The following is a 20,771-nucleotide window of genomic DNA, read 5'->3' as shown; positions in this document are numbered from 1 at the left end:
TGTACCGGTCGGCGCACCCCGGTGAGGGGGCGTGCGAAGCCCCCGTCGGCGCCGTTGCCGCAGCGGGACGGGATCGATCCGGTCCGGCTGCGGCTCCCCGAGGATCCGGACGGCCGGTGGGCGACGGTACGCGATCATCTGCTGGCGCGGTTCGCGGGTGCGATCGGGGCAGCTCGGGTGGACGCCATGCTCGCCGAGGGCCGGTTCGTCTCCGTACAGGGCCCGGTCTCCGCCGACGAGCCGTACACCGCCGGCCGGTACATCTGGTTCCACCGGGATTTCGCGCCGGAGGAGCCGGTGCCGTTCCCGGTCGGTGTCGTCCACCGCGACGAGCACATCGTGATCGCGGACAAGCCGCACTTCCTGGCGACGACACCGCGCGGCCGGCACATCACCGAGACCGCGGCGGCCCGGCTGCGCCGCGAGCTGGACCTGCCCGAGCTGCAGCCCGCGCACCGGCTGGACCGGCTGACCGCGGGCCTCGTCCTCTTCGTCGTGCGGCCCGAGGAGCGGGGCGCGTACCAGACGATGTTCCGGGACCGCTCGGTGCTCAAGGAGTACGAAGCGGTGGCGCCGTACGACCCCGGACTCGCCTTCCCGCGGACCGTACGCAGCCGCGTCGTCAAGGAGCGCGGGGTCATCGCCGCCCGCGAGGAGCCGGGCGAGCCGAACAGCGAGAGCCGGATCGAGCTGCTGGAGCACCGGGAGGGTCTCGGCCGGTACCGGCTGCTGCCCGCCACCGGACGCACCCATCAGCTGCGGGTCCATATGAACAGCCTGGGGCTGCCGCTCCTCCACGACCCGGTCTACCCGGTGGTCCGGCCGGAGGGTGCGACCGACGACTGGTCGCACCCTCTCCAACTCCTGGCCCGGGTGCTGGAGTTCACCGATCCGGTCACGGGCGGGCCGCGCCGCTTCGAGAGCGGGCTGCGGCTCTGCGCATGGCCCGGACCGGTGAGCCGCGGTTCTCAGTGACCGCGGGCGATCCACTCGTCCAGATGCGGGGCCTCCGCGCCGATGGTCGTGGAATCACCGTGTCCGGTGCGGACGGTGGTCTCCTGCGGCAGGGCGAGCAGCCGGTCCCTGATCGACGCGACGATCGTCGGGAAGTGGGAGAAGGACCGCCCGGTGGCTCCGGGGCCGCCCTGGAAGAGCGTGTCACCCGTGAAGACGGTGGACAGCTCGGGGGCGTACAGGCAGACGGCGCCCGGGGCATGACCGGGGGTGTGCAGGACCTGGAGCGTCGTTCCGGCGATCTCCAGCTCCTGGCCGTCGGCCAGTTCGCCGTCCGGGGCGCGGTCCGGGTGGGTCTGGTTCCACAGCGGCAGGTCGTCGGGGTGCAGCAGGACCGGTGCGCCGGTGGCGTCGGCGAGGGCCGGGGCCGCGTCGATGTGGTCGTTGTGCGCGTGCGTGCAGACGATGGCGCGCAGCGTACGGCCGTTCAGCGCGGCCTCGATGGCGGCGGCGTCATGGGCGGCGTCGATGACGATCGCCTCGGTGTCGTCGCCGACGATCCAGACGTTGTTGTCGACGTCCCACTCCCCGCCGTCGAGGGCGAAGGTGCCGGAGGTGACGAGGTGGTCGATGCGGGCGGTCATCAGAAGACCACCACCGAGCGCAGCACGTCGCCTTCGTGCATCCGGGCGAAGGCCTGCTCGATGTCGCCGAGCCCGATGGTCTCGGTGACAAACGCGCCGAGGTCGATCCGGCCCTGCTGGTGCAGGTCGATGAGCATCGGGAAGTCGCGCGAGGGCAGGCAGTCGCCGTACCAGGAGGACTTGAGCGAGCCGCCGCGGCCGAAGACGTCGATGAGCGGCAGTTCCAGCTGCATCTCCGGGGTCGGGACGCCCACCAGGACGACCGTGCCTGCGAGGTCGCGGGCGTAGAAGGCCTGCTTGTACGTCTCCGGGCGGCCGACCGCCTCGATGACGACGTCCGCGCCGTTGCCGTCGGTCAGGGAGCGGATCGCCTCGACCGGGTCGGCGGAGCGGGAGTTGACGGTGTGCGTGGCGCCCATCGTCTTCGCCGTCTCCAGCTTGCGGTCGTCGATGTCCACGGCGATGATCTTCGCCGCGCCGGCCAGCCGCGCGCCCGCGATCGCCGCGTCGCCGACACCGCCGCAGCCGATCACGGCGACCGAGTCACCGCGGCCGACCTGCCCGGTGTTGATGGCCGCGCCGATGCCCGCCATCACGCCACAGCCGAGCAGCCCGGCGACGGCCGGGGAGACCTCCGGGTCGACCTTGGTGCACTGACCGGCGGCGACCAGGGTCTTCTCGGCGAACGCGCCGATACCGAGCGCCGGTGACAGCTCCGTGCCGTCGAGCAGCGTCATCTTCTGCTTGGCGTTGTGGGTGTTGAAGCAGTACCAGGGGCGGCCGCGCAGGCACGCACGACACTGCCCGCACACGGCACGCCAGTTGAGGATGACGAAGTCGCCGGGCTCGACGTCCGTGACCCCTTCGCCGACGGACTCCACCACGCCCGAGGCCTCGTGGCCGAGCAGGAAGGGGAAGTCGTCGTTGATGCCGCCCTGCTTGTAGTGGAGATCGGTGTGGCAGACGCCGCACGCCTGGATCTTCACCACGGCCTCGCCGGGGCCCGGGTCCGGGATCACGATCGTCTCGACCCGTACCGGCTCGTTCTTCCCCGGTGCGATGACACCTTGCACCTGCTGCGACATACCGTGGTCTCCCTGTTTCCGTCATTTCGTGAAGATCGAACACGAACAACCGTACGCCCCGTGAGGGTGTCACGACGGCGCGCCGCGTTGGCGGGAAACGACTGCCGTCCATCCGGTGGGATGTACCGCTCACGGCGCCGGGCACGGTGGCCACCACGGGCACGGCGGCCGGCTCGGCTGCGTCGGCGGCCCGCGCGGGAACGTTCCGCGGGGGCCACCGTATTGCCTCAGGCCTCGTGGACCCGCCTGCCGCCCACGTACGTCTGAAGGACGCGGGTGTGACCGATCTCCTCGGGCGGGCCCGCGTACGGATCCCGGTCCAGGACCACCAGGTCGGCGAGGGTTCCGGGACGGATGCTTCCGGTGTCGTCCAGATGGTTCACATACGCCGAGCCCGCCGTGTACGCGGCGATGGCCGCGGTCAAGGAGATGCGCTGCTCCGGGAGGAAGACCGGCCCCTCGCTCTCGGGGGTCACCCGGTTGACCGCGGTGTGGATGCCGTGCAGTGGATCGGCGCTGCTGACCGGCCAGTCACTGCCGGCCGCGACCGTCGCGCCGGAGCGCAGCAGGGCGCCGAACGGGTACTGCAGTGCGGCGCGTTCGGCGCCGAGGAAGGGGATGGTCAGCTCGTCCATCTGCGGTTCGTGCGCGGCCCAGAGCGGCTGGATGTTGGCCGTGGCGCCGAGTTCGCGGAACCGGGGGATGTCGTCGGGGTGGACGATCTGGAGGTGGGCGAGGTGGGGGCGGGTGTCGGTACGGCCGTTGGCGGCGCGGGCCGCTTCGACGGCGTCGAGTGCCTCGCGCACGGCGCGGTCGCCGAGCGCGTGGAAGTGGACCTGGAAGCCGAGGGCGTCCAGTTCGGTGACGTGGCGCCGCAGCTCGACGGGGTCGACGAAGCTGGTGCCGCGGTTGGCAGTGGCGCAGCCGCAGCAGTCGAGGTAGGGGGCGAGCAGGGCGGCGGTGCCGGTTTCGGCGACGCCGTCCTGCATGATCTTCACCGAGCCGGCCCGGAAGCGTCCGACGTTCAGCTCCTTTCGCCTGGCCACGAGCTCGGGAATCTGTTCGGCGCCGCGCTCGCGGTCCCACCAGAGGGCACCGACGACCCGTGCGGTGAGCGAGCCGTCGCGGGCGGCGGTCAGATAGGCGTCGGCCGGGTCGTCCATGGAGCCGAATCCGCCGATGATGGCGTCCTGCCAGGCGGTGATCCCGTAGGAGTGGAGCAGCCGTTGGGCGCGGTGCAGTGCGGCCAGCCGGTCGGCCGGGGTGGAGCGCGGGGTGTGGCGGGCGACCAGGTCCATGGCGCCCTCCTGGAGGAGCCCGGTGGGTTCGCCGCGGTCGTCGCGTTCGATGCGGCCGTCGGCCGGGTCGGGGGTGTCCCGGGTGATGCCGGCGAGTGTCAGGGCGCGGGTGTTGACCCAGGCGCCGTGGTGGTCGCGGTTGACCAGGTAGGCGGGGCGGTCGGGTACTGCGGTGTCGAGCTGCTCCCTGGTGGGGGCGCCGCCGTCGAAGGCGTCCATGGACCAGCCGCCGCCGGTGATCCACTCCTGGCCGGGGTGGGTGTCGGCGTAGGCCCGGACGGCGGCGACGGTCTGCGCCGCCGTGTGGGTATCGGTGAGGTTGCACTGGGCGAGTTCCAGTCCGGCGGTGACCGGGTGGATGTGGGCGTCCTGGAAACCTGGGACGAGGAGCCGGCCGGCGAGGTCGACGACTTCGGTCCTCGGGCCTGCCAGTTCCCGTACCTCGTCGTGGCCGACGGCGGTGATGCGGCCGTCGGTGACGGCGACGGTGGTGGCGCGGCTGCGGGCCGCGTCCATGGTGAGAACCGGGCCGCCTGTGAGGACGAGATCGGCGGGGGTGCGGTGCATGGGTGGTTCCGTTTCCTTGAGGGTGCTGCGTGCGGTCAGGCGGGGCCGGGCGCGGTCTCGCACCCGGGTTCGGGTTCGGCGGTGAGGTCCGGGGCGGTGGACCGGCCGGTGACGAAGTACGGAGACTTCCGTGCCCACTTGGCCCAGGCTGCCGCACCGACTCCGGACAGCAGCATGGCGGCCGGGCAGAAGAGCATGAACCAGCCGTTGTCCGGGCTGATCTCGAAGTGGTCGGCGGAGTTGTAGAAGGACCAGCAGAGGTAGCCGCCGAGGCCGAGCAGCGTGGCGGCACTGAGCACCGGGAGCACCACGGCCCGCAGGGCCTCGGACCGGCTCTCGCGCAGCGCCCCGCGAAAGCGCGCGGCGGCGGCAAGTGCGGTGAGCGCGTAGTACAGCGAGACGACGACACCGATCGCGTTGACGGAGGCCAGGATGAGGTCGCCGACCTTCGGGATGACGAGTGAGGCGACGGCGATGGCGGCGGCTACACAGCCGACCGCGATGGTTCCGGCCGCCGGTGTCCCGTAGCGCGGGCTGACCCTGGTCCAGAACGGGCCGAGCGTGCGGTCGCGGCCCATCGCGAACATGCCGCGCACAGTGGGTATCACGCCGGACTGGAGGGAGGCGACGGCGGAGAAGGTGAGGGCGATCAGCGGGAGCGCGGCAAGCGGCTGATCGGCGAGCCGGTCACCGAGGTAGGTGAGGCCCTGGGCGCCGTGGCCCGTCAACTCGTCGAGTGAGAGGACGCGTTGAAAGGCGAAGGAGCCGAGCAGGAAGAAGCCGAGCATGGTGAACAGGGTGATGAGACCGGCGCGGGAGGCGTCCTGCGGGTCGCGGATCTCCTCGGTGACGCTGAACGTCGACTCGAAGCCCCAGTAACAGAAGACGGAGAGCAGCAGCCCCTGGGCGAGCTGCTGCCCGGACGGGATGGTGAACGGGTTGATCCAGTCGAGGCTGAACGGGTGCGGGCCGACGACCAGTCCGTACCCGCAGAAGCCGAGCAGGACGACGTACTCGAAGACGAGAAGGTATTTCTGCAGGTTGGCGGCGGACCGGATGCCGGTGATCGCGGTGAAGGTGACGGCGATCAGAACAACGATGCCCAGCGCGGTCGACTGGGCGGTGGAGTCCGGGTCGAGGTGGAGCCCGGCGACAGTGTGCAGCCCTCCCTCGCCGGCGAGTTGGAGCAGGGCGGAGCCCGTGACGGTCGTGGTGTAGGACAGGAAGACGACAGTGGAGACGATCCCGATCCAGCCGACGAGGAAGCCGAGCCAGGGGCTGAGGGAGCGGCCGACCCAGACATAGCCGCTGCCCATGTTCGGCTCGACCTTGTTGAGCCGGGAGTACGCGCCGGCGATACCCAGGATGGGCAGGAACGCGAGCAGCATGATGATCGGCAGATGCAGGCCGACGGCGCCCGCGGTCACGCCCAGCCCGATACCGATGCTGGAGGTGGCGGCGGTGGAGGAGGCGGCGATGACGACGCCGTCCACGACACCGAGGCTCCTCTTGAGTGCCGCGGGTGCCGGTGGGTCACTGCCGTAGGGGATGGGTGAGTCCGTCACGGTGGCTCCTTCGCCGAGGGGCGCTCTTCGTCCCCGATGGCGGCACATCGAACTCTCCGACGGGTTCACACGTCAACACTGTTGTCATAAGGTGCCGCCATGAGCGCGAGCGAGCGGGTGGTACCGGAGGGGGCGCGGCGCCGCAGGCGCCCCACCAAACAGGGCACGGTGCTGTCCGAGCAGCTGATCGTGGAGACGGCGTTGCGGCTGATCGGGGAGCACGGGGCGGCGGCGCTCACCGTGCGCCGGCTCGGTGCGGCTCTCGGCTGCGATCCCAGCGCCCTCTACCGGTACTTCCGGGACACGGACGAACTACTGCTCGCGGTGGCCGACGAGTTGATCGGCCGTACGTTGCGCGCCTGGCGGCCGACGGGTGACTGGCGGGCCGATCTGCGCGCTCTCGGCCTGCGGATGCACGCGGACTATCTGGCGCACCCTCAGGCGGCGACGCTGACCTGTGCCCGGGTGACCGGCCGGGCGCATGAGATCCGCTCGGTGGAGGCGATTCTCGGGGTGTTGCGCGGTGCGGGATTCCCGGATGCCGAGGCGGTACGGATCTACCACGTCTTCGTCGACCAGACGCTGTCATTCGCGGCGCTGGACGCGTCCACGCTGGTGCTGTCGGAGCAGGCCCGTGCACAGGAGGTGCGGACCTGGCCGGAGACGTACGCCCGGCTTCCGGCCGATACCCATCCGAATATCGCGGCGACCGCGGGGGTGCTGGTCGCGGAGATGGACCGCAGCGGCTATCCCGCGGCGCTGGAGATGGTGCTGGCCGCGGCCGCGGCCCGGCTGCAGCGCGTGCATGCGTCGGCACCGTAGGGACGGGACCTCGGAGAGCGGGTACGTACGCGCGACGGCGCCGCGGCACGGGCCTCAGGGTGCGAGCACGTCCAGCTCGTGCAGGGCACCCACCGCGATCTCCTTCGTCAGCCGTTCCGCCGCCACCGCGTCGCCCTCGCGCACCGCTTCGGCGAGCCGGACGTGGAGGGTGACCGCGGCCGGGTCGGGGTCCTCGAACATCACCTGGTGGTGGGTGCGGCCCGCCAGGACCTCGGCGACGACATCACCGAGCCGCGCGAACATCTCGTTGCCGGAAGCGTTGAGCACGATCCGGTGGAACGCGATGTCGTGCTCCAGATAGCCCTCCAGCTGCTGGCCGCGCGAGGTGGCGACCATGCCGAGCGCGCACTCGGTGAGGGCCGCGCACTGCTCCGGGGTGGCGTTACGGGCGGCGAGGCCGGCCGCGACCGGTTCGATCGCTGAGCGGAGCACGGTCAGGGAGCGCAGCTGGCGCGGGCGGTCGGCGCCGGCCAGCCGCCACCGGATGACCTGCGGATCGTAGACATTCCATGCCTCGGTCGGCTGTACGGTCACGCCGACCCGGCGCCGTGACTCGACCAGGTGCATGGATTCGAGGACACGGACCACTTCGCGTACGACCGTGCGCGAGACGTCGAAGCGCTGGGCCAGCTCGTCGGTACGCAGCACCTGCCCCGGCCGGTGCTCCCCCGCGGCGATCTCCAGACCCAGGGTGTCCAGCACATGTGTATGCAGCCCAGGGCCCCGTGTGGTCATGAGCACAGCCTACGGGGCACCCTTCAGGAACAAAAAGTACGACGTTTATGTCACAGCATCTTGAATAAGTCGTACGTATGGGTTTCAGTAGCGCGACGGACCGATGTCGAGGAAGACGTCGAAGAAGACAGCGAGGCACCACCAATGAGCACCCCCCACGTCGTCGTGGTGATGGGCGTTGCAGGGACCGGCAAGACCACGATCGGCCCCCTGCTCGCCGCCGAACTCGGCGTTCCGTACGCCGAGGGCGATGACTTCCATCCCGCGGCGAACATCGCCAAGATGTCGGCCGGTACCCCACTGGACGACTCCGACCGGTGGCCCTGGCTCGATGCGATCGGTCAGTGGGCGCACGGCCGGGCGGGGCTCGGCGGGGTGGTGAGCAGCTCGGCGCTCAAGCGGGTCTACCGGGACCGGCTGCGTGCCGAGGCCCCCGGTGCCGTCTTCCTCCATCTGACCGGCGACCGGGCTCTGATCGAGGAGCGCATGGCGGAGCGCAAGGGCCACTTCATGCCCACCGCACTGCTCGACTCGCAGTTCGCCACCCTGCAGCCGCTGCAGGAGGACGAGGCCGGAGTCTCGGTCGATGTGTCCGGCACCCCCGAAGAAATCACCCAGCGAGCCGTCGCCGCGTTGCGCCGGCTCGATAGCTAAGGAACACCACCGTGACCAGTCTCAGCGTCGAGATGCTGGCAGCGGATGCCGTCGAACCGATCACTTCGGCAGGCAACGCGCAGTTGGGCATCGCAGTACTGGCGGGCATCGCCGTCATCGTTCTGCTCATCACCAAGTTCAAGATGCACGCGTTTCTCGCGCTGACCATCGGCTCGCTGGCGCTCGGCTCGTTCGCCGGCGCCGCACCGGCCAAGACGATCGCCAGCTTCACCGCCGGCCTCGGCTCGACCGTCGCGGGTGTCGGTGTCCTCATTGCGCTCGGCGCCATTCTGGGCAAGCTGCTCGCCGACTCCGGCGGCGCGGACCAGATCGTCGACACGATCCTCGCGAAGGCGAGCGGGCGGGCCATGCCGTGGGCGATGGTCCTGATCGCCTCGATCATCGGTCTGCCGCTGTTCTTCGAGGTCGGGATCGTGCTGATGATCCCGGTGGTGCTGCTCGTCGCCAAGCGCGGCAACTACTCCCTGATGCGGATCGGTATCCCGGCGCTGGCCGGACTCTCCGTGATGCACGGGCTGATTCCGCCGCACCCCGGCCCGCTGGTGGCGATCGACGCCCTCGGCGCCAACCTCGGTGTCACGCTCGCGCTCGGTGTGCTGGTCGCAATCCCGACCGTGATCATCGCGGGGCCGGTCTTCTCCCGTTACGCAGCGCGCTGGGTGGACATCAAGGCTCCGGAGAAGATGATTCCGCAGCGTCCTTCGGAGGATCTGGACCGTCGGCCCAGCTTCGGCGCCACCCTGGCGACGATTCTGCTGCCCGTCGTGCTGATGCTGGTCAAGGCCCTGGTCGACATCGTCGTGGACGACCCGCAGCAGGGTGTCCAGCGGGTCACCGATGTGATCGGCTCGCCGCTGATCGCGCTGCTCGCGGCCGTCATAGTCGGCATGTTCACACTGGGCCGGGCGGCCGGTTTCACCAAGGGCCGGCTCTCCACCACCGTCGAGAAGTCCCTCGCCCCGATCGCGGGTGTGCTGCTGATCGTGGGTGCGGGCGGCGGTTTCAAGCAGACCCTCATCGACGCCGGTGTGGGCCAGATGATCCTGGACTTCTCCAAGGACTGGTCGATCCCGGCACTGCTGCTGGGCTGGCTGATCGCCGTCGCGATCCGGCTCGCGACCGGTTCGGCGACCGTGGCCACCATCTCGGCGGCCGGTCTGGTCGCCCCGCTGGCCGCCGACATGTCGACGTCGCACGCCGCTCTGCTGGTCCTCGCCGTCGGCGCGGGCTCGCTCTTCTTCAGCCATGTCAATGACGCCGGGTTCTGGCTGGTGAAGGAGTACTTCGGCATGAACGTCGGCCAGACGGTGAAGACCTGGTCGGTGATGGAGACCATCATCTCCGTGGTCTCGCTGGCCTTCATCCTGCTGCTGTCGCTAGTCCTCTAGGGCCTGTCCGGCGGATCGGGGCCGGTCGGGGCGCGGCGTCTGCCGTGGTGCATCGCAAGGCGCCGGAGCGTCCTGATAGCCGAGCTATTCGGGCGTTTCGGCAACGCCGCGGGGTGCCGCGCCAGGCGTCGTGCCCCCGGCCCTGGTCCGCCGCACAGGCCCCGGCGAGCGGCTGCCCGCACGGTCCTCCCCCCACAGCGCATGCTGTGACCGTGCCCAATGGCGCTCGACCGACCCGGTGCGCATGCCACGGCGTGCCTCCGGGTCGGCGAGCGCCATCGCCACGTGCCCGGCCAGCACGATCCCGATCGCGAGCGCCAGCCAGTCGTGGACGAAGGTCGCGCTCGTGCGCCACATCAGCGGCGCGACGCCGGTGAACCACATCAGCGCGCCGGTGCCGGTCATCACCAGCACCGCGCCCGCGATCCAGGCCGCGTACAGCTTCTGCCCGGCGTTGAACTTTCCGGCCGGACGCGCCTCGGGCCGGTGGTCGCGGCGCCATACGGCCCGTAGCCACTGACGGTCGTGCGGTCCGAAGCGGTTGAGCCGGGACAGGTCGGCCCGGAACGCCCGTGACAGCAGACCGGCCAGGAACGGTACGGGGGTCAGTACCCCGGACCACTCGTGCACGGTGACCACCAGGTGGCGGCGGCCGACGAGCTCGGCGAGCTGGGGTACGTACAGACACGCCGCACTCGCCACGCACAGCAGCATCAGCGTGGCCGTGGTGCGGTGCACCCAGCGCTCCGCACCGCTGAAGCGCCGCACACGCTCCGCGGGGTCAGGTGGTGGGGGCGTCGTCGCGGCCGTTGGACCGGCCGACCCAGGCGTCGACGTCATAGCCGAGCTCCTCCCAGTAGCCGGGCCGTACGGAGTCGGTGAGGGTGATCCCGGAGAGCCATTTCGCCGACTTGTAGAAGTACATCGGGGCCACATAGAGCCGGACCGGGCCCCCGTGGGAGTGGGCCAGCGGCCGGTCCTGCATACGCAGCGCGACCAGCACATCGGCGCGGCGGGCCTGCGCGAGGGTGAGGCTCTCGCTGTAGGTGCCGTCGAAGCAGGTGAAGCGAACGGCCTTCGCCCCGGGCCGTACGCCCGCCTCGTCCAGCAGCGCCGAGAGGCGTACCCCCTCGAAGGGGGTCTCGGGCACCCGCCAGCCGGTGACGCACTGGACATCGCGGACCATGCGGGTCTGCGGCAACGCCTTCAGGGCGTCCAGGGTGTACGTGGCCGGGTGGTCGACCAGCCCGTCGACGGTCAGCCGGTAGTCGTCCGCGCCTTTCTCCGGTACGGACGAGGCGACGGAGTAGTAGCGGAAGCCGCCGCCGTTGGGAAGCAGGCCGGTCAGGCCGGTGGGATCCTTGTCGGCGACCGCGCCCAGTCCGGATTCCAGCGTGCGTTGCAGCACGGGCGCGGCAACGACTCCGGCGGCGCCGAGACCGAGCATGGCCAGGACGACACGGCGGCCCAGGGGCGTGCCTTCGGCGTCGGGAGGGCGACTGTTCACCCGACCATTCGAGCATCTGCGGCCGCAGGTCGCCAGGGGCCGCGGACACCTGCCCGTACCCGATGTCAACTCTGTTCAATCCCTGCACAGTTGACGACCCGCGATCGGGTGGGCGTCCCTGCGCCGCGCCCGGCCGAACATGTCAGACTTGACGCCATGTCGAACCGTGAACCTCTCAAGCCCTTTCTGCTCGCCTTCCCCGGCCCGCTGCGCGACCGGCTGGTGGGGGCGGTGCTCGCCGGTGCGAAGGTGTCGACGACCGGGCTGCTCGCGGAGTACGAGGCGGAGAAGGAGGAGTTGCCTCCGGTGGGTGAGCGGTCCGCGCTGATCGACTCGTACGGCCGGGAGACCGCGGTGCTGGAGGTGACGGAGGTGCGGGTGCTGCGTCTCGGCGACGTCGATCTTCAGCATGCGATCGACGAGGGCGAGGGCGACACCTCGGTGGCCGAGTGGCGCGCGGGTCACGAGAAGTTCTGGCACAGCCAGGAGATGCGGGAGGCGCTCGGCGACCCGGAGTTCACGGTCGACGACGACACCATGGTCGTCGCCGAACGGTTCCGGGTCGTCGAGCTGCTGGATCCCGTCGTGGGCGCGGCGGAACGGTAGGCGGGGCCGGCCGGTTCTCTACGCCTTCGGGGCGGGGATCTCGCGGCAGAATGCCCATGCCGTACGCATGCGCGTCGAAGGAGACACCGCCCGTCCCGGCGGGGCCGAACAATGGGTCCGGGGTCGAGGTTCAGGCAGTCCTCGCCCTGCGGGCGCCGGTCGAGCGGCGATCCCGTCATCGCGTCGGGCCTGGACGGCAGTTGCGGACGAATCCCGCCGCTCGACGGGCGGGCGTGTCGGACGCCGCGGGCCGGGCGGGACTTCGCGCCCTCCTAGGACGTGGCCTGCGCCGCCGCCCGCCCCGCCGCCCGGCCGGAGAAGATGCAGCCGCCGAGGAAGGTCCCTTCGAGGGAGCGGTACCCGTGCACCCCGCCGCCACCGAAACCTGCCGCCTCCCCCGCCGCGTACACACCGGGCAGGGGCGTGCCGTCCTCGGTCAGCACCCGGGAGGACAGGTCCGTCTCCAGTCCACCGAGCGACTTGCGGGTCAGGATGTTGAGCCGTACCGCGATGAGCGGGCCGGCCTTGGGGTCGAGGATGCGGTGCGGTGCCGCCGTACGGATCAGCTTGTCGCCGAGATAGGTGCGGGCCCCGCGGATCGCGGTGATCTGGAGGTCCTTGGTGAAGGGGTTGGCGATCTCGCGGTCGCGTGCGGTGATCTCGCGGCGCAGTTCGGCCTCATCGATCAGCGGCTCGTCGGTGAGCGCGTTCATCCCGCGGACCAGTGCCCCGAGGTCCTTCTCGACCACGAAGTCCACCCCGTGGTCCATGAAAGCCTTCACCGGGGCCGGTACGTCCGCGCGGGCCCGGCCGATCACGTCGCGGATCGACTTTCCGGTCAGGTCCGGGTTCTGCTCGGAGCCGGAGAGCGCGAACTCCTTGCCGATGATCTTCTGGTCGAGGACGAACCAGGTGTAGTCGTGGCCGGACTTCATGATGTGTTCGAGGGTGCCGAGGGTGTCGAAGCCCGGGAAGAGCGGGACCGGCAGCCGCTTGCCGCGGGCGTCCAGCCAGAGGGAGGACGGTCCCGGCAGGATCCGGATGCCGTGCTTGGCCCAGATCGGGTTCCAGTTCTCGATGCCCTCGGTGTAGTGCCACATCCGGTCGCGGTTGATGTGGTGGGCGCCCGCCTCCTCGGTGATGCCGAGCATGAGTCCGTCGACATGGGCGGGGACTCCGGAGAGCATCTTCGCGGGCGGGGTGCCGAGCCGTGGGGGCCACTGCTTGCGTACGAGGTCGTGATTGCCGCCGATGCCGCCGGAGGTGACGATCACCGCCTGGGCCTTCAGCTCGAACGTGCCGGTCGTCACCCGGCTGCTCGCGGTGCCCCGGGCGGCAGCGCTCGGCTCCAGGATCTCGCCGCTCACCGTGTCGACGGCGCCCGCGGTGCGGCCGAGACCGGTGACCCGGTGGCGGAACCCGAACTGTACGAGGCCCTTGGCGACGCCCGCGCGGACCCGGCGCTCGAAGGGGGCGACGACGCCGGGGCCGGTGCCCCAGGTGATGTGGAAGCGCGGTACGGAGTTGCCGTGGCCGGTCGCGTCGTAGCCGCCACGCTCCGCCCAGCCGACGACGGGAAAGAGCCGCAGCCCCTGGGCGTGCAGCCAGGAGCGCTTCTCACCGGCCGCGAAGTCGACGTACGCCTCGGCCCACTTCCGGGGCCAGTGGTCCTCCTTGCGGTCGAAGCCCGCCGTGCCGAGCCAGTCCTGCAGGGCCAGCTCATGGCTGTCCTTGATCCGCATCCGGCGCTGCTCGGGCGAGTCGACGAGGAAGAGACCGCCGAAGGACCAGTGTGCCTGGCCGCCGATCGACTGTTCGGGCTCCTGGTCGAGCAGGATCACCGAGCGGCCCGCGTCGACCAGCTCGGCGGTGGCCACCAGACCCGCGAGCCCCGCCCCGATAACGATCACATCAGCGTCGTACGCCATGGGTTCCATCCTTGTCGGGGCGATCCGGTCACGGCCACGGTGAGGGTCCGGCCAGGGCGCCGGAAGTTACTCGTGCGTCAGATCCTCTGCATCGGCCGCCCCGGCGTCAACCGCCCGGTCGGCGGCGCTCCGGCCGCACCCGCAGGGCGCAGGCGCTATCGTCGAAACAAATCACCCACTTCTGGCCTGACTTGAGGTAGAAGCGTGTCGGTGCTGGTCCTCGTGCTCGCCGTGAGTGCCGCCTGCTGTCTGGGATTCGGTTTCGTCCTGCAGCAGGCCGCTGCTTCGCACGCTCCGAGGAGCGACTATCTCTCCTTCCGGCTGCTGCTGGACCTGATGCGGGTGCCGAGCTGGCTGGCCGGGATCGGGCTGATGGTCTGCGGCATGGTGCTGGGTGCCCTGGCCCTGGGCAAGGGCGAGGTGTCCGTCGTCGAACCCCTGCTGGCGACCAATCTGCTCTTCGCGATGGCCCTGTCGCGCCATCGCACGGGGCAGCGGCTCGGCCGGCAGGGCTGGGCCGGGCTCTGGCTGCTGGCGGGCGGAGTCGCCGCCTTCCTGCTGGCGGGTCAGCCGCAGGGCGGCGAGGCGGTGACCAGTCCGCTGCGGCACTGGCTGGTCATCGGCGTAGTCGTGGGAATCGCCCTGCTGCTCACCACCTTCGCCAAACGCTCGGAGTCCGCAGTCGCCCCGGCGTTGCTCGCGGTGGCGGCGGGGCTGCTGTACGGACTCCAGGACGCCCTCACCCGGGTCACCGGCGAGCGGCTTTCCGACGAGGGCTGGTCGGCGCTGGTGACGGCGTGGCAGCCGTACGCGGTGGCGGTGCTGGGGGTGACGGGTCTGCTCCTGGTGCAGAGCGCGTTCGAGACGGGCCCACTGCGGGTCTCACTGCCTCCGCTGACCGCATCCCAGCCGCTGGCCGGGATCGCCTGCGGGGTCGGCTTCCTCGGCGACCAGTTGCGTACCGACGCCGGCGCACTGGCCTGGCAGGCGGTGGGCCTCGTGGCGATCGTCGTCGGGATCGTGCTGCTGGGACTGCATCCGGCGATGCCGGAGGGGCCCATGAGTGGGCGCCGGGAAAAGAGCCTCCAGCCGAACTGACCGGCGTCTGTCCGATCACAGGGGGCCGCCCGCCCTGGATATTAATAATGGCCAGCATTAGAGTGGTGTCATGGCGAGAACGTCAGGGCAAGAGACCAGGGACAAGCTGATCCGCGCGGCCGAGGAGATCTTCGCCGCGCAGGGTACGGACGGCGCCCAACTGCGGGACATCGTCCGACTGGCCGGGCAGAGCAACCCCTCCGCGGTCCAATACCACTTCGGCTCCCGGGCCGGGCTGCTCGACGCGGTGATGGAAGGCCGCCAGACCCGTACCGAACAGGTGATAGCGCCGCTGCTCGACGAGCTGGCCGGGGACTGTGGCGTACGGGAACTGCTCACCGCGCTGGTGACGGCCGAGGCGAGCCTGCTCGCCGACGACCGGGGCCGCCGCTGTCTGCGGATCTCGGCCCAGCTCAGCCATGAGACCGGGCTGCGGACCGGCCGGTTGCACCCCGCCCTGGACGGCACCGCCTACGGGCGGCTGATCGGCCGCATCGGGGACTGCCTGGGCGCACTGCCCGGGCCCGTGCGCCTGGAACGCCTGGACCTGGCGCTCACCCTGATCGGCGCGGCACTGGCCGACCGCGCCCGCCAGGGTCTCGACGGCACCCGGCCGCTTACCGGCGAGGAGTTCTTCCTCGCCGATCTCGTCGAGACCACCACCGCGTTCCTGCACGCGCCCGTGCCCGGCGGCGCGTGAACCACCCGCACCACATGAAGGACAGTGTCATGACCGACAAGAACAAGCTCAGCGACAAGACCGTCATCATCACCGGCGGCGCCCGGGGCCTGGGTGCCGAGGCCGCCCGCCTCGCCGTTGCGGGCGGCGCCCATGTGGTGATCACCGATGTGCTCGACGACGAGGGCGCCGCCACCGCCGCCGCCCTCGGGGCTCGGGCCCGCTTCATGCACCACGACGTGACCTCCGAGAAGGACTGGCAGCGCGTCGCCGAATTCGCCGTCGCCGAGTTCGGGCGGATCGACGGCCTGGTCAACAACGCCGGCGTATCGACCGGTCAGCCGCTGGAGACCGAGACGGTCGAGCACTTCCGCAAGGTCATCGACATCAATCTGACGGCCGTCTTCATCGGCATGAAGACGGTGATCCCGGTGATGAAGGAGAACGGCGGCGGTTCGATCGTCAACGTCTCCTCGGCCGCCGGTCTGATGGGACTCGCCCTGACCTCCAGCTACGGCGCCTCCAAGTGGGGGGTCCGCGGTCTGACGAAGGTCGGCGCGGTGGAGCTCGGCACGGCGAAGATACGGGTGAACTCCGTGCACCCGGGCATGGTCTACACGCCGATGACCGCGTCCGTCGGCATTCAGCAGGGCGACGGCAACTACCCGAACACCCCGATGGGCCGGGTCGGCGAGGCCCCGGAGATCGCGGAGGCGGTCACCTTCCTGCTCTCGGACGCCGCCTCGTACATCACCGGCGCCGAACTGGCCGTGGACGGCGGCTGGACCACGGGCCCGACCGTCAAGTACGTCATGGGCAAGTGATCACTGTCAGTGGCCTGATGTTGGATGAGAGGCATGACTCCTTCTGACGAGATCCTGGACATCGTCGACGAGAACGACGTGGTCGTGGGGCAGGCCCCGCGCGGTGAGGCGACCGCGCGGGGCCTGCGCCATCGCTGCGTCTTCATCGAGGCCAGGGATGCCGGGGGCCGGCTCTTCGTGCACCGCAGGACTCCGACCAAACTGGTCTTCCCGTCCCACTACGACATGTTCGTCGGCGGGGTGGTCGGGGCGGGCGAGTCGTACGACGAGGCGGCGCTGCGGGAGGCCGAGGAGGAGTTGGGGGTCTTTGGGCTCCCCCGCCCCGAGCCGCTGTTCAAGTTCCTCTACGAGAGCGCGGAGCACTCCTGGTGGAGCCACATCTACCAGGTCCGGTGCGAGCTGCCGGTGAATCCGCAGGTGGAGGAGGTCGCCTGGCACACCTTCCTCACCGATGCGGAGCTGGAGCAGCGGCTCGGCGACTGGGAGTGGGTGCCGGACGGCCTGGAGGCGTACCGCCGGCTGCGCGCCTTCCGGGCGGGCGGGGCAGCCTCCTGAGCCGGGGCTCGATTGCCGGTCGTAAGGTTCACGCGTGATCGAATTCGTACAGAGCCTGCGGCTGTGGTTCGCGCCACAGCGAATCCGCGAAGAGGGCGACACCCCCGACTACCGGTTCTCGCTCGCCAACGAGCGCACCTTCCTCGCCTGGATCCGGACGGCTCTCGCGCTGATCGGCGGTGGTTTCGCGGTCGACCAGTTCCTCCCTGAGCTGGTGTGGGGCATCCGCGCGGGACTGGCGCTCGCGCTGCTCGCGGCCGGTGTGCTGTGTGCGCTTCGAGCGATCAATCACTGGGTGCGGTGCGAGCGGGCGATGCGGCGCGGCGAGGACCTGCCGGTCTCCCGGTTCCCGACGCTGCTCGGTCTCGCGGTCGCCGTCGTCGCCGTGGCGATGGTGGTGGTGGTCCTCTTCGGCTGGGAGGGCCGGTGACGGCCGACGGACGCGACCCCGGACTGCAGCCCGAGCGGACCAGGCTGGCGTGGCGGCGTACGACCCTGTCCTGCACGGTGGTGGCGCTGCTGGCGGTCAAGCAGGCGCTGCACAGCGGGGCGAGCCCGGCCGGGATCGTCGCCGTGGCGCTGAGCGCGCTGGCCTGGCTGGGTTTCCTGCTCGTGGCGCACCGGCGGGTGCTCGGGATGGGGACCGCGCGGCCGCAGCCGCTCTCGGCGCGCGGTGCGCTGACCGCGGGGGCGTGCACGGTCGCGCTCGCGGTGTTCGCCGCGGCCATGCTGTTCTGAGGTCCGGCACCGGGCGTGTCGGACGTCCGGGGTGCCCCAGGGGACGGTGACGACGATCTTCCCGCGGGGGCGTCCCTGCTCGTTCGGACGGTAGGCGTCCGCCGCCCGTTCCAACAGGAAGACCCGGTCCGCATGGACCGTGACGATGCCCTGCCCGGCCAGTTCTGCCAGGTGGGCGAGGTCCTTGGCGTCCGGGCGTACGAAGGCGTAGCGGCCGCCGTACGAGAAGGCCTCGCCGTCCGCGATGGAGGCCGGCCGGCCCTCGGGCTTCAGCACTTCGGCGGCGGCCCGGAGCGCCTCGCCGCCGACGGTGTCGAACGCGGCTCGACCCCGTCCGGGGCCGGCGCCCGCAGCCGGTGGACGAGGCCGTCCCCGTAGGCCACCGGCTCCCCGCCGAGCTGCCGCACATGTTCGTGGTCGGGTTCGCTCGCAGTGCCGATGACGCGGGCGCCCGCGTGGCGGGCGATCTGGACCGCGAGCGAGCCCACGCCGCCCGCCGCCGCGTGGACGAGGACCGTCTCGCCGTCCTGGATCTTCAGTGTGCGGTGAAGCACCCGGTACGCGGTGAGGCCGGCCGGCGGCAGGCCCGCGGCCGCTGCGGGGAACGTTCCGTCACCAGCGCGGGATCGAGGGGGTCTGCCATCCGGGCTCGGCCTTGCGCATCGCTGCCGCGTCGTCGCGCTCGCGCATCGTGCCGTCGTCGTCGAGCCAGCGCCGGTGCAGCACGGCCAGGCGTTCACGGTCGAGTTCGACGCCGAGCCCGGGTGCGTCGGAGACGGTGAGCCGGCCGTCCCGGAAGACATGGCGGGTGGTGATGACGTCCTCGGTCTGCCAGGGGTAGTGGCTGTCGCAGGCGTAGTCGAGGTTGGGGACGGTGGCCGCGACGTGGGTCATCGCGGCGAGGCTGATGCCGAGGTGGGTGTTGGAGTGCATGGAGAGTCCGACGCCGAAGGTACGGCAGATCCCGGCCAGCTCACGGGTGCGGTGCAGGCCGCCCCAGTAGTGGTGGTCGCAGAGCACGACCTGGACGGCGCCGCGGGCGAAGGCCTCCGGGACCTCGGCGAGGGTCGTGACGCACATGTTGGTGGCGAGCGGTACGTCGGTTCCTGCGGCGACGGCGGCCATCAGGTCCGTGCCGCTCGCCGGGTCCTCCAGATATTCGAGTACGTCCTTCAGCTGCTCGGCGACGTACAGCGAGGTCTCGACGGACCAGGCGCCGTTCGGGTCCAGCCGCAGCGGCTGCCCGGGGAACTCCTCGGCCAGGGCACGGATCGCGGCGATCTCCTGGTCGGGTTCGAAGACGCCGCCCTTGAGCTTGAAGGAGGAGAAGCCGTGCTCGCGGGCGAAGCGCCGGGCCTGGGCGACGACTCCGGCCGGGTCGACGGCGGCGCCCCAGTCGTCCTGTTCGCCGCCCTCGGGGTGGGCGGCCCAGCGGTAGAAGAGGTAGGCGCTGTACTCCACGCTGTCGCGGACCTTGCCGCCGAGCAGAGCGTGCACGGGGAGGCCGAGGGAGTTGCCGAGCGCGTCCAGGCAGGCGACCTCGAAGCCGGAGACGACGGAGAGCCGGAGCTTGTCGGCGGTCTGGACGCCGCGCAGCCCACCGGCGTCGACACGCTCGTCGGCCGCGCGTGAATCACCGCACACCTCGTCGGCCAGTGCGAACAGGCCGTTCAGATCGCTGACAGGGCGTCCGACGAGGGCGGTGGCGAGCGGCTGGGCGAGTTCGAGGTACTTGCCGTCCCCGTACGTCTCCCCGATACCGGTCACACCGCCGCGTGTGACGACTTCCACGATGAGCCGCGGGGTGTACGGCTGGTGGACGCCCTGGGTGTTGAGCAGGGGCGGGTCCGCTATCAGGATCGGGGTCAGCCGGACTTCGTCGATCAGCAGCTCAGTATTCATACGTGAACCATATTCAGGGATACGGCCGAACACCAGACTCCGACCCGACTCGGAGCGGAGTCCACCCGCCGGATTCCGGGAGTCCACTGGACGGCATACCGACTGGTCGGCATCATGAACACCGACCGTCTTTCACCCCGGAGGTGCGCACGATGAGCCCAGTCCATCCGCCAGGTCTCGACCTCGACCGGCTGCGCGGACATCTCGACCGCGAGCGGCCGGGTCTGGTGAACGGACCGCTCGAAGCCCGGCTCATCGAGGGCGGCCGCTCCAATCTGACGTACGTCGTCACGGACGGCACCGGCCGCTGGGTCGTGCGCAGGCCCCCGCTGGGGCATGTGCTGGCCACCGCGCACGACATGAAGCGCGAGCACCGGGTGATCAGCGCCCTGCACCCCACGGCTGTTCCGGTGCCCGAACCGGTGCTGCTCTGCGAGGACGACTCGGTGATCGGGTCGCCCTTCTACGTCATGGAGTACGTCGAGGGCACCCCGTACCGCACGGCCGAGCAGCTCGCCCCACTGGGCGCCGAGCGCACCAGGGAGGCCGTCCTCGCTCTCGTCGACACCCTCGTCGAACTGCACGCCGTGGACCCCGAGTCCGTCGGACTCGGCGACTTCGGGCGCCCCGAGGGCTTCCTCGACCGGCAGCTGCGCCGCTGGGGCAAGCAGCTGGACGCCTCCCGCAGCCGCGAACTGCCCGGCATCGACGAGCTGCACGCCGCGCTCGGCCGAGAGCTGCCCCTCTCCCCCGCACCCACCGTCGTACACGGCGACTACCGCCTGGACAACGTCCTGATCGGCTCCGACGACCGGATCAAGGCCGTTCTCGACTGGGAGATGTCGACGCTCGGCGACCCGCTGACCGACCTCGGCCTGCTGGTGATGTACAGCTCCGACCTCGGTCTGGCGAAGTCCCCGGTCTCCACCACCAGCGGCGCGGCCGGCCATCCCACCCCCGCCGAGCTGATCGAGCGCTACGCCGCACGCTCCGGCCGGGACACCTCCGCCGTCTCCTGGTACACGGCGTTCGCCTGGTTCAAGCTCGCCGTGATCCTGGAGGGAATCCACTACCGCTACACCCTGGGCCAGACCGTCGGCGCCGGCTTCGACCGCATCGGCGATCTCGTCCCCGTCTTCATCGAGCACGGCCTCACCACCCTCCAGGAAGGCTGATCACC

21 protein-coding genes and 1 pseudogene are annotated in these 20,771 nt (G+C 70.7%); 12 read left to right on the top strand and 10 right to left on the bottom strand.

The features are described from left to right. Positions 1-21 precede the first annotated feature (21 nt). Positions 22-975, top strand: a complete 954-nt coding sequence (locus OG609_RS32565; RefSeq protein ID WP_327276104.1) for a pseudouridine synthase — start codon at positions 22-24, stop codon at positions 973-975. Here the strand turns inward: OG609_RS32565 and OG609_RS32560 are convergent. The 4 genes from OG609_RS32560 to OG609_RS32545 form a co-directional block, all read right to left on the bottom strand. Beyond that, entirely contained in the window at positions 969-1,598 is a 630-nt protein-coding gene (locus OG609_RS32560) for an MBL fold metallo-hydrolase (RefSeq protein WP_327276103.1), read from the bottom strand. The two genes, OG609_RS32565 and OG609_RS32560, sit on opposite strands and share 7 nt — an antisense overlap. After that, positions 1,598-2,683: an S-(hydroxymethyl)mycothiol dehydrogenase gene (locus OG609_RS32555; protein ID WP_327276102.1), complete on the bottom strand. Its 1,086-nt coding sequence runs from the start codon at positions 2,681-2,683 to the stop codon at positions 1,598-1,600. The genes OG609_RS32560 and OG609_RS32555 overlap by 1 nt, the downstream gene beginning before the upstream one ends. A gap of 227 nt (positions 2,684-2,910) precedes the next feature. Further along, entirely contained in the window at positions 2,911-4,548 is a 1,638-nt protein-coding gene (locus tag OG609_RS32550) for an amidohydrolase (RefSeq protein WP_327276101.1), read from the bottom strand. Between the two features lie 35 nt (positions 4,549-4,583). Beyond that, positions 4,584-6,161: an APC family permease gene (locus OG609_RS32545; protein ID WP_385648682.1), complete on the bottom strand. Its 1,578-nt coding sequence runs from the start codon at positions 6,159-6,161 to the stop codon at positions 4,584-4,586. Between the two features lie 51 nt (positions 6,162-6,212). Between OG609_RS32545 and OG609_RS32540 the strand changes: the two genes are divergently transcribed. Then, positions 6,213-6,935, top strand: coding sequence for a TetR/AcrR family transcriptional regulator (locus tag OG609_RS32540; RefSeq protein WP_327276099.1), 723 nt, complete (start codon positions 6,213-6,215; stop codon positions 6,933-6,935). Between the two features lie 54 nt (positions 6,936-6,989). Here the strand turns inward: OG609_RS32540 and OG609_RS32535 are convergent, their stop codons facing one another. After that, entirely contained in the window at positions 6,990-7,691 is a 702-nt protein-coding gene (locus OG609_RS32535) for a FadR/GntR family transcriptional regulator (RefSeq protein WP_327276098.1), read from the bottom strand. A 144-nt stretch (positions 7,692-7,835) separates the two neighbouring features. On the opposite strand from OG609_RS32535, the gene OG609_RS32530 reads away from it, so the two are divergent. Together OG609_RS32530 and OG609_RS32525 are read left to right on the top strand one after the other, a co-directional pair. Further along, positions 7,836-8,345, top strand: a complete 510-nt coding sequence (locus tag OG609_RS32530) for a gluconokinase (RefSeq protein WP_327276097.1) — start codon at positions 7,836-7,838, stop codon at positions 8,343-8,345. Positions 8,346-8,356: 11 nt separating this feature from the next. After that, entirely contained in the window at positions 8,357-9,754 is a 1,398-nt protein-coding gene (locus OG609_RS32525) for a GntP family permease (RefSeq protein WP_327276096.1), read from the top strand. An 84-nt stretch (positions 9,755-9,838) separates the two neighbouring features. On the opposite strand, the gene OG609_RS32520 is transcribed toward OG609_RS32525, so the two are convergent. Beyond that, entirely contained in the window at positions 9,839-10,594 is a 756-nt protein-coding gene (locus tag OG609_RS32520) for a cytochrome b/b6 domain-containing protein (protein WP_327276095.1), read from the bottom strand. Next, positions 10,536-11,201 (bottom strand): molybdopterin-dependent oxidoreductase, encoded by a 666-nt coding sequence (locus OG609_RS32515; RefSeq protein WP_327278268.1) that lies wholly within the window; start codon positions 11,199-11,201, stop codon positions 10,536-10,538. Before OG609_RS32515 ends, OG609_RS32520 begins: the two co-directional genes overlap by 59 nt. Positions 11,202-11,417: 216 nt before the next feature. Between OG609_RS32515 and OG609_RS32510 the strand changes: the two genes are divergently transcribed. Beyond that, positions 11,418-11,867, top strand: coding sequence for an ASCH domain-containing protein (locus OG609_RS32510; RefSeq protein WP_327276094.1), 450 nt, complete (start codon positions 11,418-11,420; stop codon positions 11,865-11,867). 272 nt (positions 11,868-12,139) lie between these two features. Here OG609_RS32510 and OG609_RS32505 read toward each other — a convergent pair whose 3' ends face one another. Continuing rightward, positions 12,140-13,795, bottom strand: coding sequence for an FAD-binding dehydrogenase (locus tag OG609_RS32505; protein WP_327276093.1), 1,656 nt, complete (start codon positions 13,793-13,795; stop codon positions 12,140-12,142). A gap of 204 nt (positions 13,796-13,999) precedes the next feature. Here OG609_RS32505 and OG609_RS32500 point away from each other — a divergent pair, with 204 nt between their 5' ends. The 6 genes from OG609_RS32500 to OG609_RS32475 all read left to right on the top strand — a co-directional run bounded on the left by OG609_RS32500 (position 14,000) and on the right by OG609_RS32475 (position 17,689). Continuing rightward, complete coding sequence (locus OG609_RS32500; RefSeq protein WP_327276092.1) at positions 14,000-14,893, top strand: DMT family transporter; 894 nt, start codon at positions 14,000-14,002, stop codon at positions 14,891-14,893. Positions 14,894-14,963: 70 nt separating this feature from the next. Next, a complete protein-coding gene (locus OG609_RS32495; protein ID WP_189276282.1) occupies positions 14,964-15,593 on the top strand; it encodes a TetR/AcrR family transcriptional regulator in 630 nt (209 codons plus the stop codon). 29 nt (positions 15,594-15,622) lie between these two features. Beyond that, positions 15,623-16,396 carry a glucose 1-dehydrogenase gene (locus tag OG609_RS32490; protein WP_327276091.1) on the top strand — a complete coding sequence of 258 codons (774 nt, stop codon included), beginning with the start codon at positions 15,623-15,625 and terminating at the stop codon, positions 16,394-16,396. A 33-nt stretch (positions 16,397-16,429) separates the two neighbouring features. Continuing rightward, a complete protein-coding gene (locus OG609_RS32485; protein ID WP_327276090.1) occupies positions 16,430-16,951 on the top strand; it encodes an NUDIX hydrolase in 522 nt (173 codons plus the stop codon). Positions 16,952-16,985: 34 nt separating this feature from the next. Beyond that, positions 16,986-17,381 carry a YidH family protein gene (locus OG609_RS32480; protein ID WP_114243685.1) on the top strand — a complete coding sequence of 132 codons (396 nt, stop codon included), beginning with the start codon at positions 16,986-16,988 and terminating at the stop codon, positions 17,379-17,381. Continuing rightward, complete coding sequence (locus tag OG609_RS32475; protein WP_266362768.1) at positions 17,378-17,689, top strand: DUF202 domain-containing protein; 312 nt, start codon at positions 17,378-17,380, stop codon at positions 17,687-17,689. The genes OG609_RS32480 and OG609_RS32475 overlap by 4 nt, the downstream gene beginning before the upstream one ends. A gap of 36 nt (positions 17,690-17,725) precedes the next feature. On the opposite strand, the pseudogene OG609_RS32470 reads toward OG609_RS32475, so the two are convergent. Both OG609_RS32470 and OG609_RS32465 read right to left on the bottom strand, forming a co-directional pair. Continuing rightward, positions 17,726-18,282, bottom strand: a pseudogene (locus tag OG609_RS32470) (NADP-dependent oxidoreductase); the annotation flags it as partial. A 19-nt stretch (positions 18,283-18,301) separates the two neighbouring features. Further along, on the bottom strand, positions 18,302-19,591 hold the full coding sequence (locus OG609_RS32465) for a glucarate dehydratase family protein (RefSeq protein ID WP_327276089.1): 1,290 nt from the start codon (positions 19,589-19,591) through the stop codon (positions 18,302-18,304). 152 nt (positions 19,592-19,743) lie between these two features. Between OG609_RS32465 and OG609_RS32460 the strand changes: the two genes are divergently transcribed. Then, positions 19,744-20,766: a phosphotransferase family protein gene (locus OG609_RS32460; protein WP_327276088.1), complete on the top strand. Its 1,023-nt coding sequence runs from the start codon at positions 19,744-19,746 to the stop codon at positions 20,764-20,766. The last annotated feature ends 5 nt before the right edge of the window (positions 20,767-20,771 follow it).

Origin of the sequence: Streptomyces sp. NBC_01224 (assembly GCF_036002945.1) — a bacterium.
Lineage (GTDB): Bacteria > Actinomycetota > Actinomycetes > Streptomycetales > Streptomycetaceae > Streptomyces.
Note: the sequence above shows the minus strand (reverse complement) of the source record. Positions and strands in the feature narration are given on the sequence as shown.

Excerpts from the sequence above, each read along its gene's own strand:
- OG609_RS32485 (WP_327276090.1), top strand. The coding sequence starts at position 16,430 with ATGACTCCTTCTGACGAGATCCTGGACATCGTCGACGAGAACGACGTG.
- OG609_RS32520 (WP_327276095.1), bottom strand. The coding sequence starts at position 10,594 with ATGACGTCGACGCCTGGGTCGGCCGGTCCAACGGCCGCGACGACGCCC.
- OG609_RS32495 (WP_189276282.1), top strand. The coding sequence starts at position 14,964 with ATGGCGAGAACGTCAGGGCAAGAGACCAGGGACAAGCTGATCCGCGCG.
- OG609_RS32460 (WP_327276088.1), top strand. The coding sequence starts at position 19,744 with ATGAGCCCAGTCCATCCGCCAGGTCTCGACCTCGACCGGCTGCGCGGA.
- OG609_RS32505 (WP_327276093.1), bottom strand. The coding sequence starts at position 13,795 with ATGGCGTACGACGCTGATGTGATCGTTATCGGGGCGGGGCTCGCGGGT.
- OG609_RS32535 (WP_327276098.1), bottom strand. The coding sequence starts at position 7,691 with ATGACCACACGGGGCCCTGGGCTGCATACACATGTGCTGGACACCCTG.
- OG609_RS32515 (WP_327278268.1), bottom strand. The coding sequence starts at position 11,201 with ATGCTCGGTCTCGGCGCCGCCGGAGTCGTTGCCGCGCCCGTGCTGCAA.
- OG609_RS32555 (WP_327276102.1), bottom strand. The coding sequence starts at position 2,683 with ATGTCGCAGCAGGTGCAAGGTGTCATCGCACCGGGGAAGAACGAGCCG.
- OG609_RS32490 (WP_327276091.1), top strand. The coding sequence starts at position 15,623 with ATGACCGACAAGAACAAGCTCAGCGACAAGACCGTCATCATCACCGGC.
- OG609_RS32540 (WP_327276099.1), top strand. The coding sequence starts at position 6,213 with ATGAGCGCGAGCGAGCGGGTGGTACCGGAGGGGGCGCGGCGCCGCAGG.
- OG609_RS32510 (WP_327276094.1), top strand. The coding sequence starts at position 11,418 with ATGTCGAACCGTGAACCTCTCAAGCCCTTTCTGCTCGCCTTCCCCGGC.
- OG609_RS32530 (WP_327276097.1), top strand. The coding sequence starts at position 7,836 with ATGAGCACCCCCCACGTCGTCGTGGTGATGGGCGTTGCAGGGACCGGC.
- OG609_RS32560 (WP_327276103.1), bottom strand. The coding sequence starts at position 1,598 with ATGACCGCCCGCATCGACCACCTCGTCACCTCCGGCACCTTCGCCCTC.
- OG609_RS32545 (WP_385648682.1), bottom strand. The coding sequence starts at position 6,161 with ATGTGCCGCCATCGGGGACGAAGAGCGCCCCTCGGCGAAGGAGCCACC.
- OG609_RS32465 (WP_327276089.1), bottom strand. The coding sequence starts at position 19,591 with ATGAATACTGAGCTGCTGATCGACGAAGTCCGGCTGACCCCGATCCTG.
- OG609_RS32550 (WP_327276101.1), bottom strand. The coding sequence starts at position 4,548 with ATGCACCGCACCCCCGCCGATCTCGTCCTCACAGGCGGCCCGGTTCTC.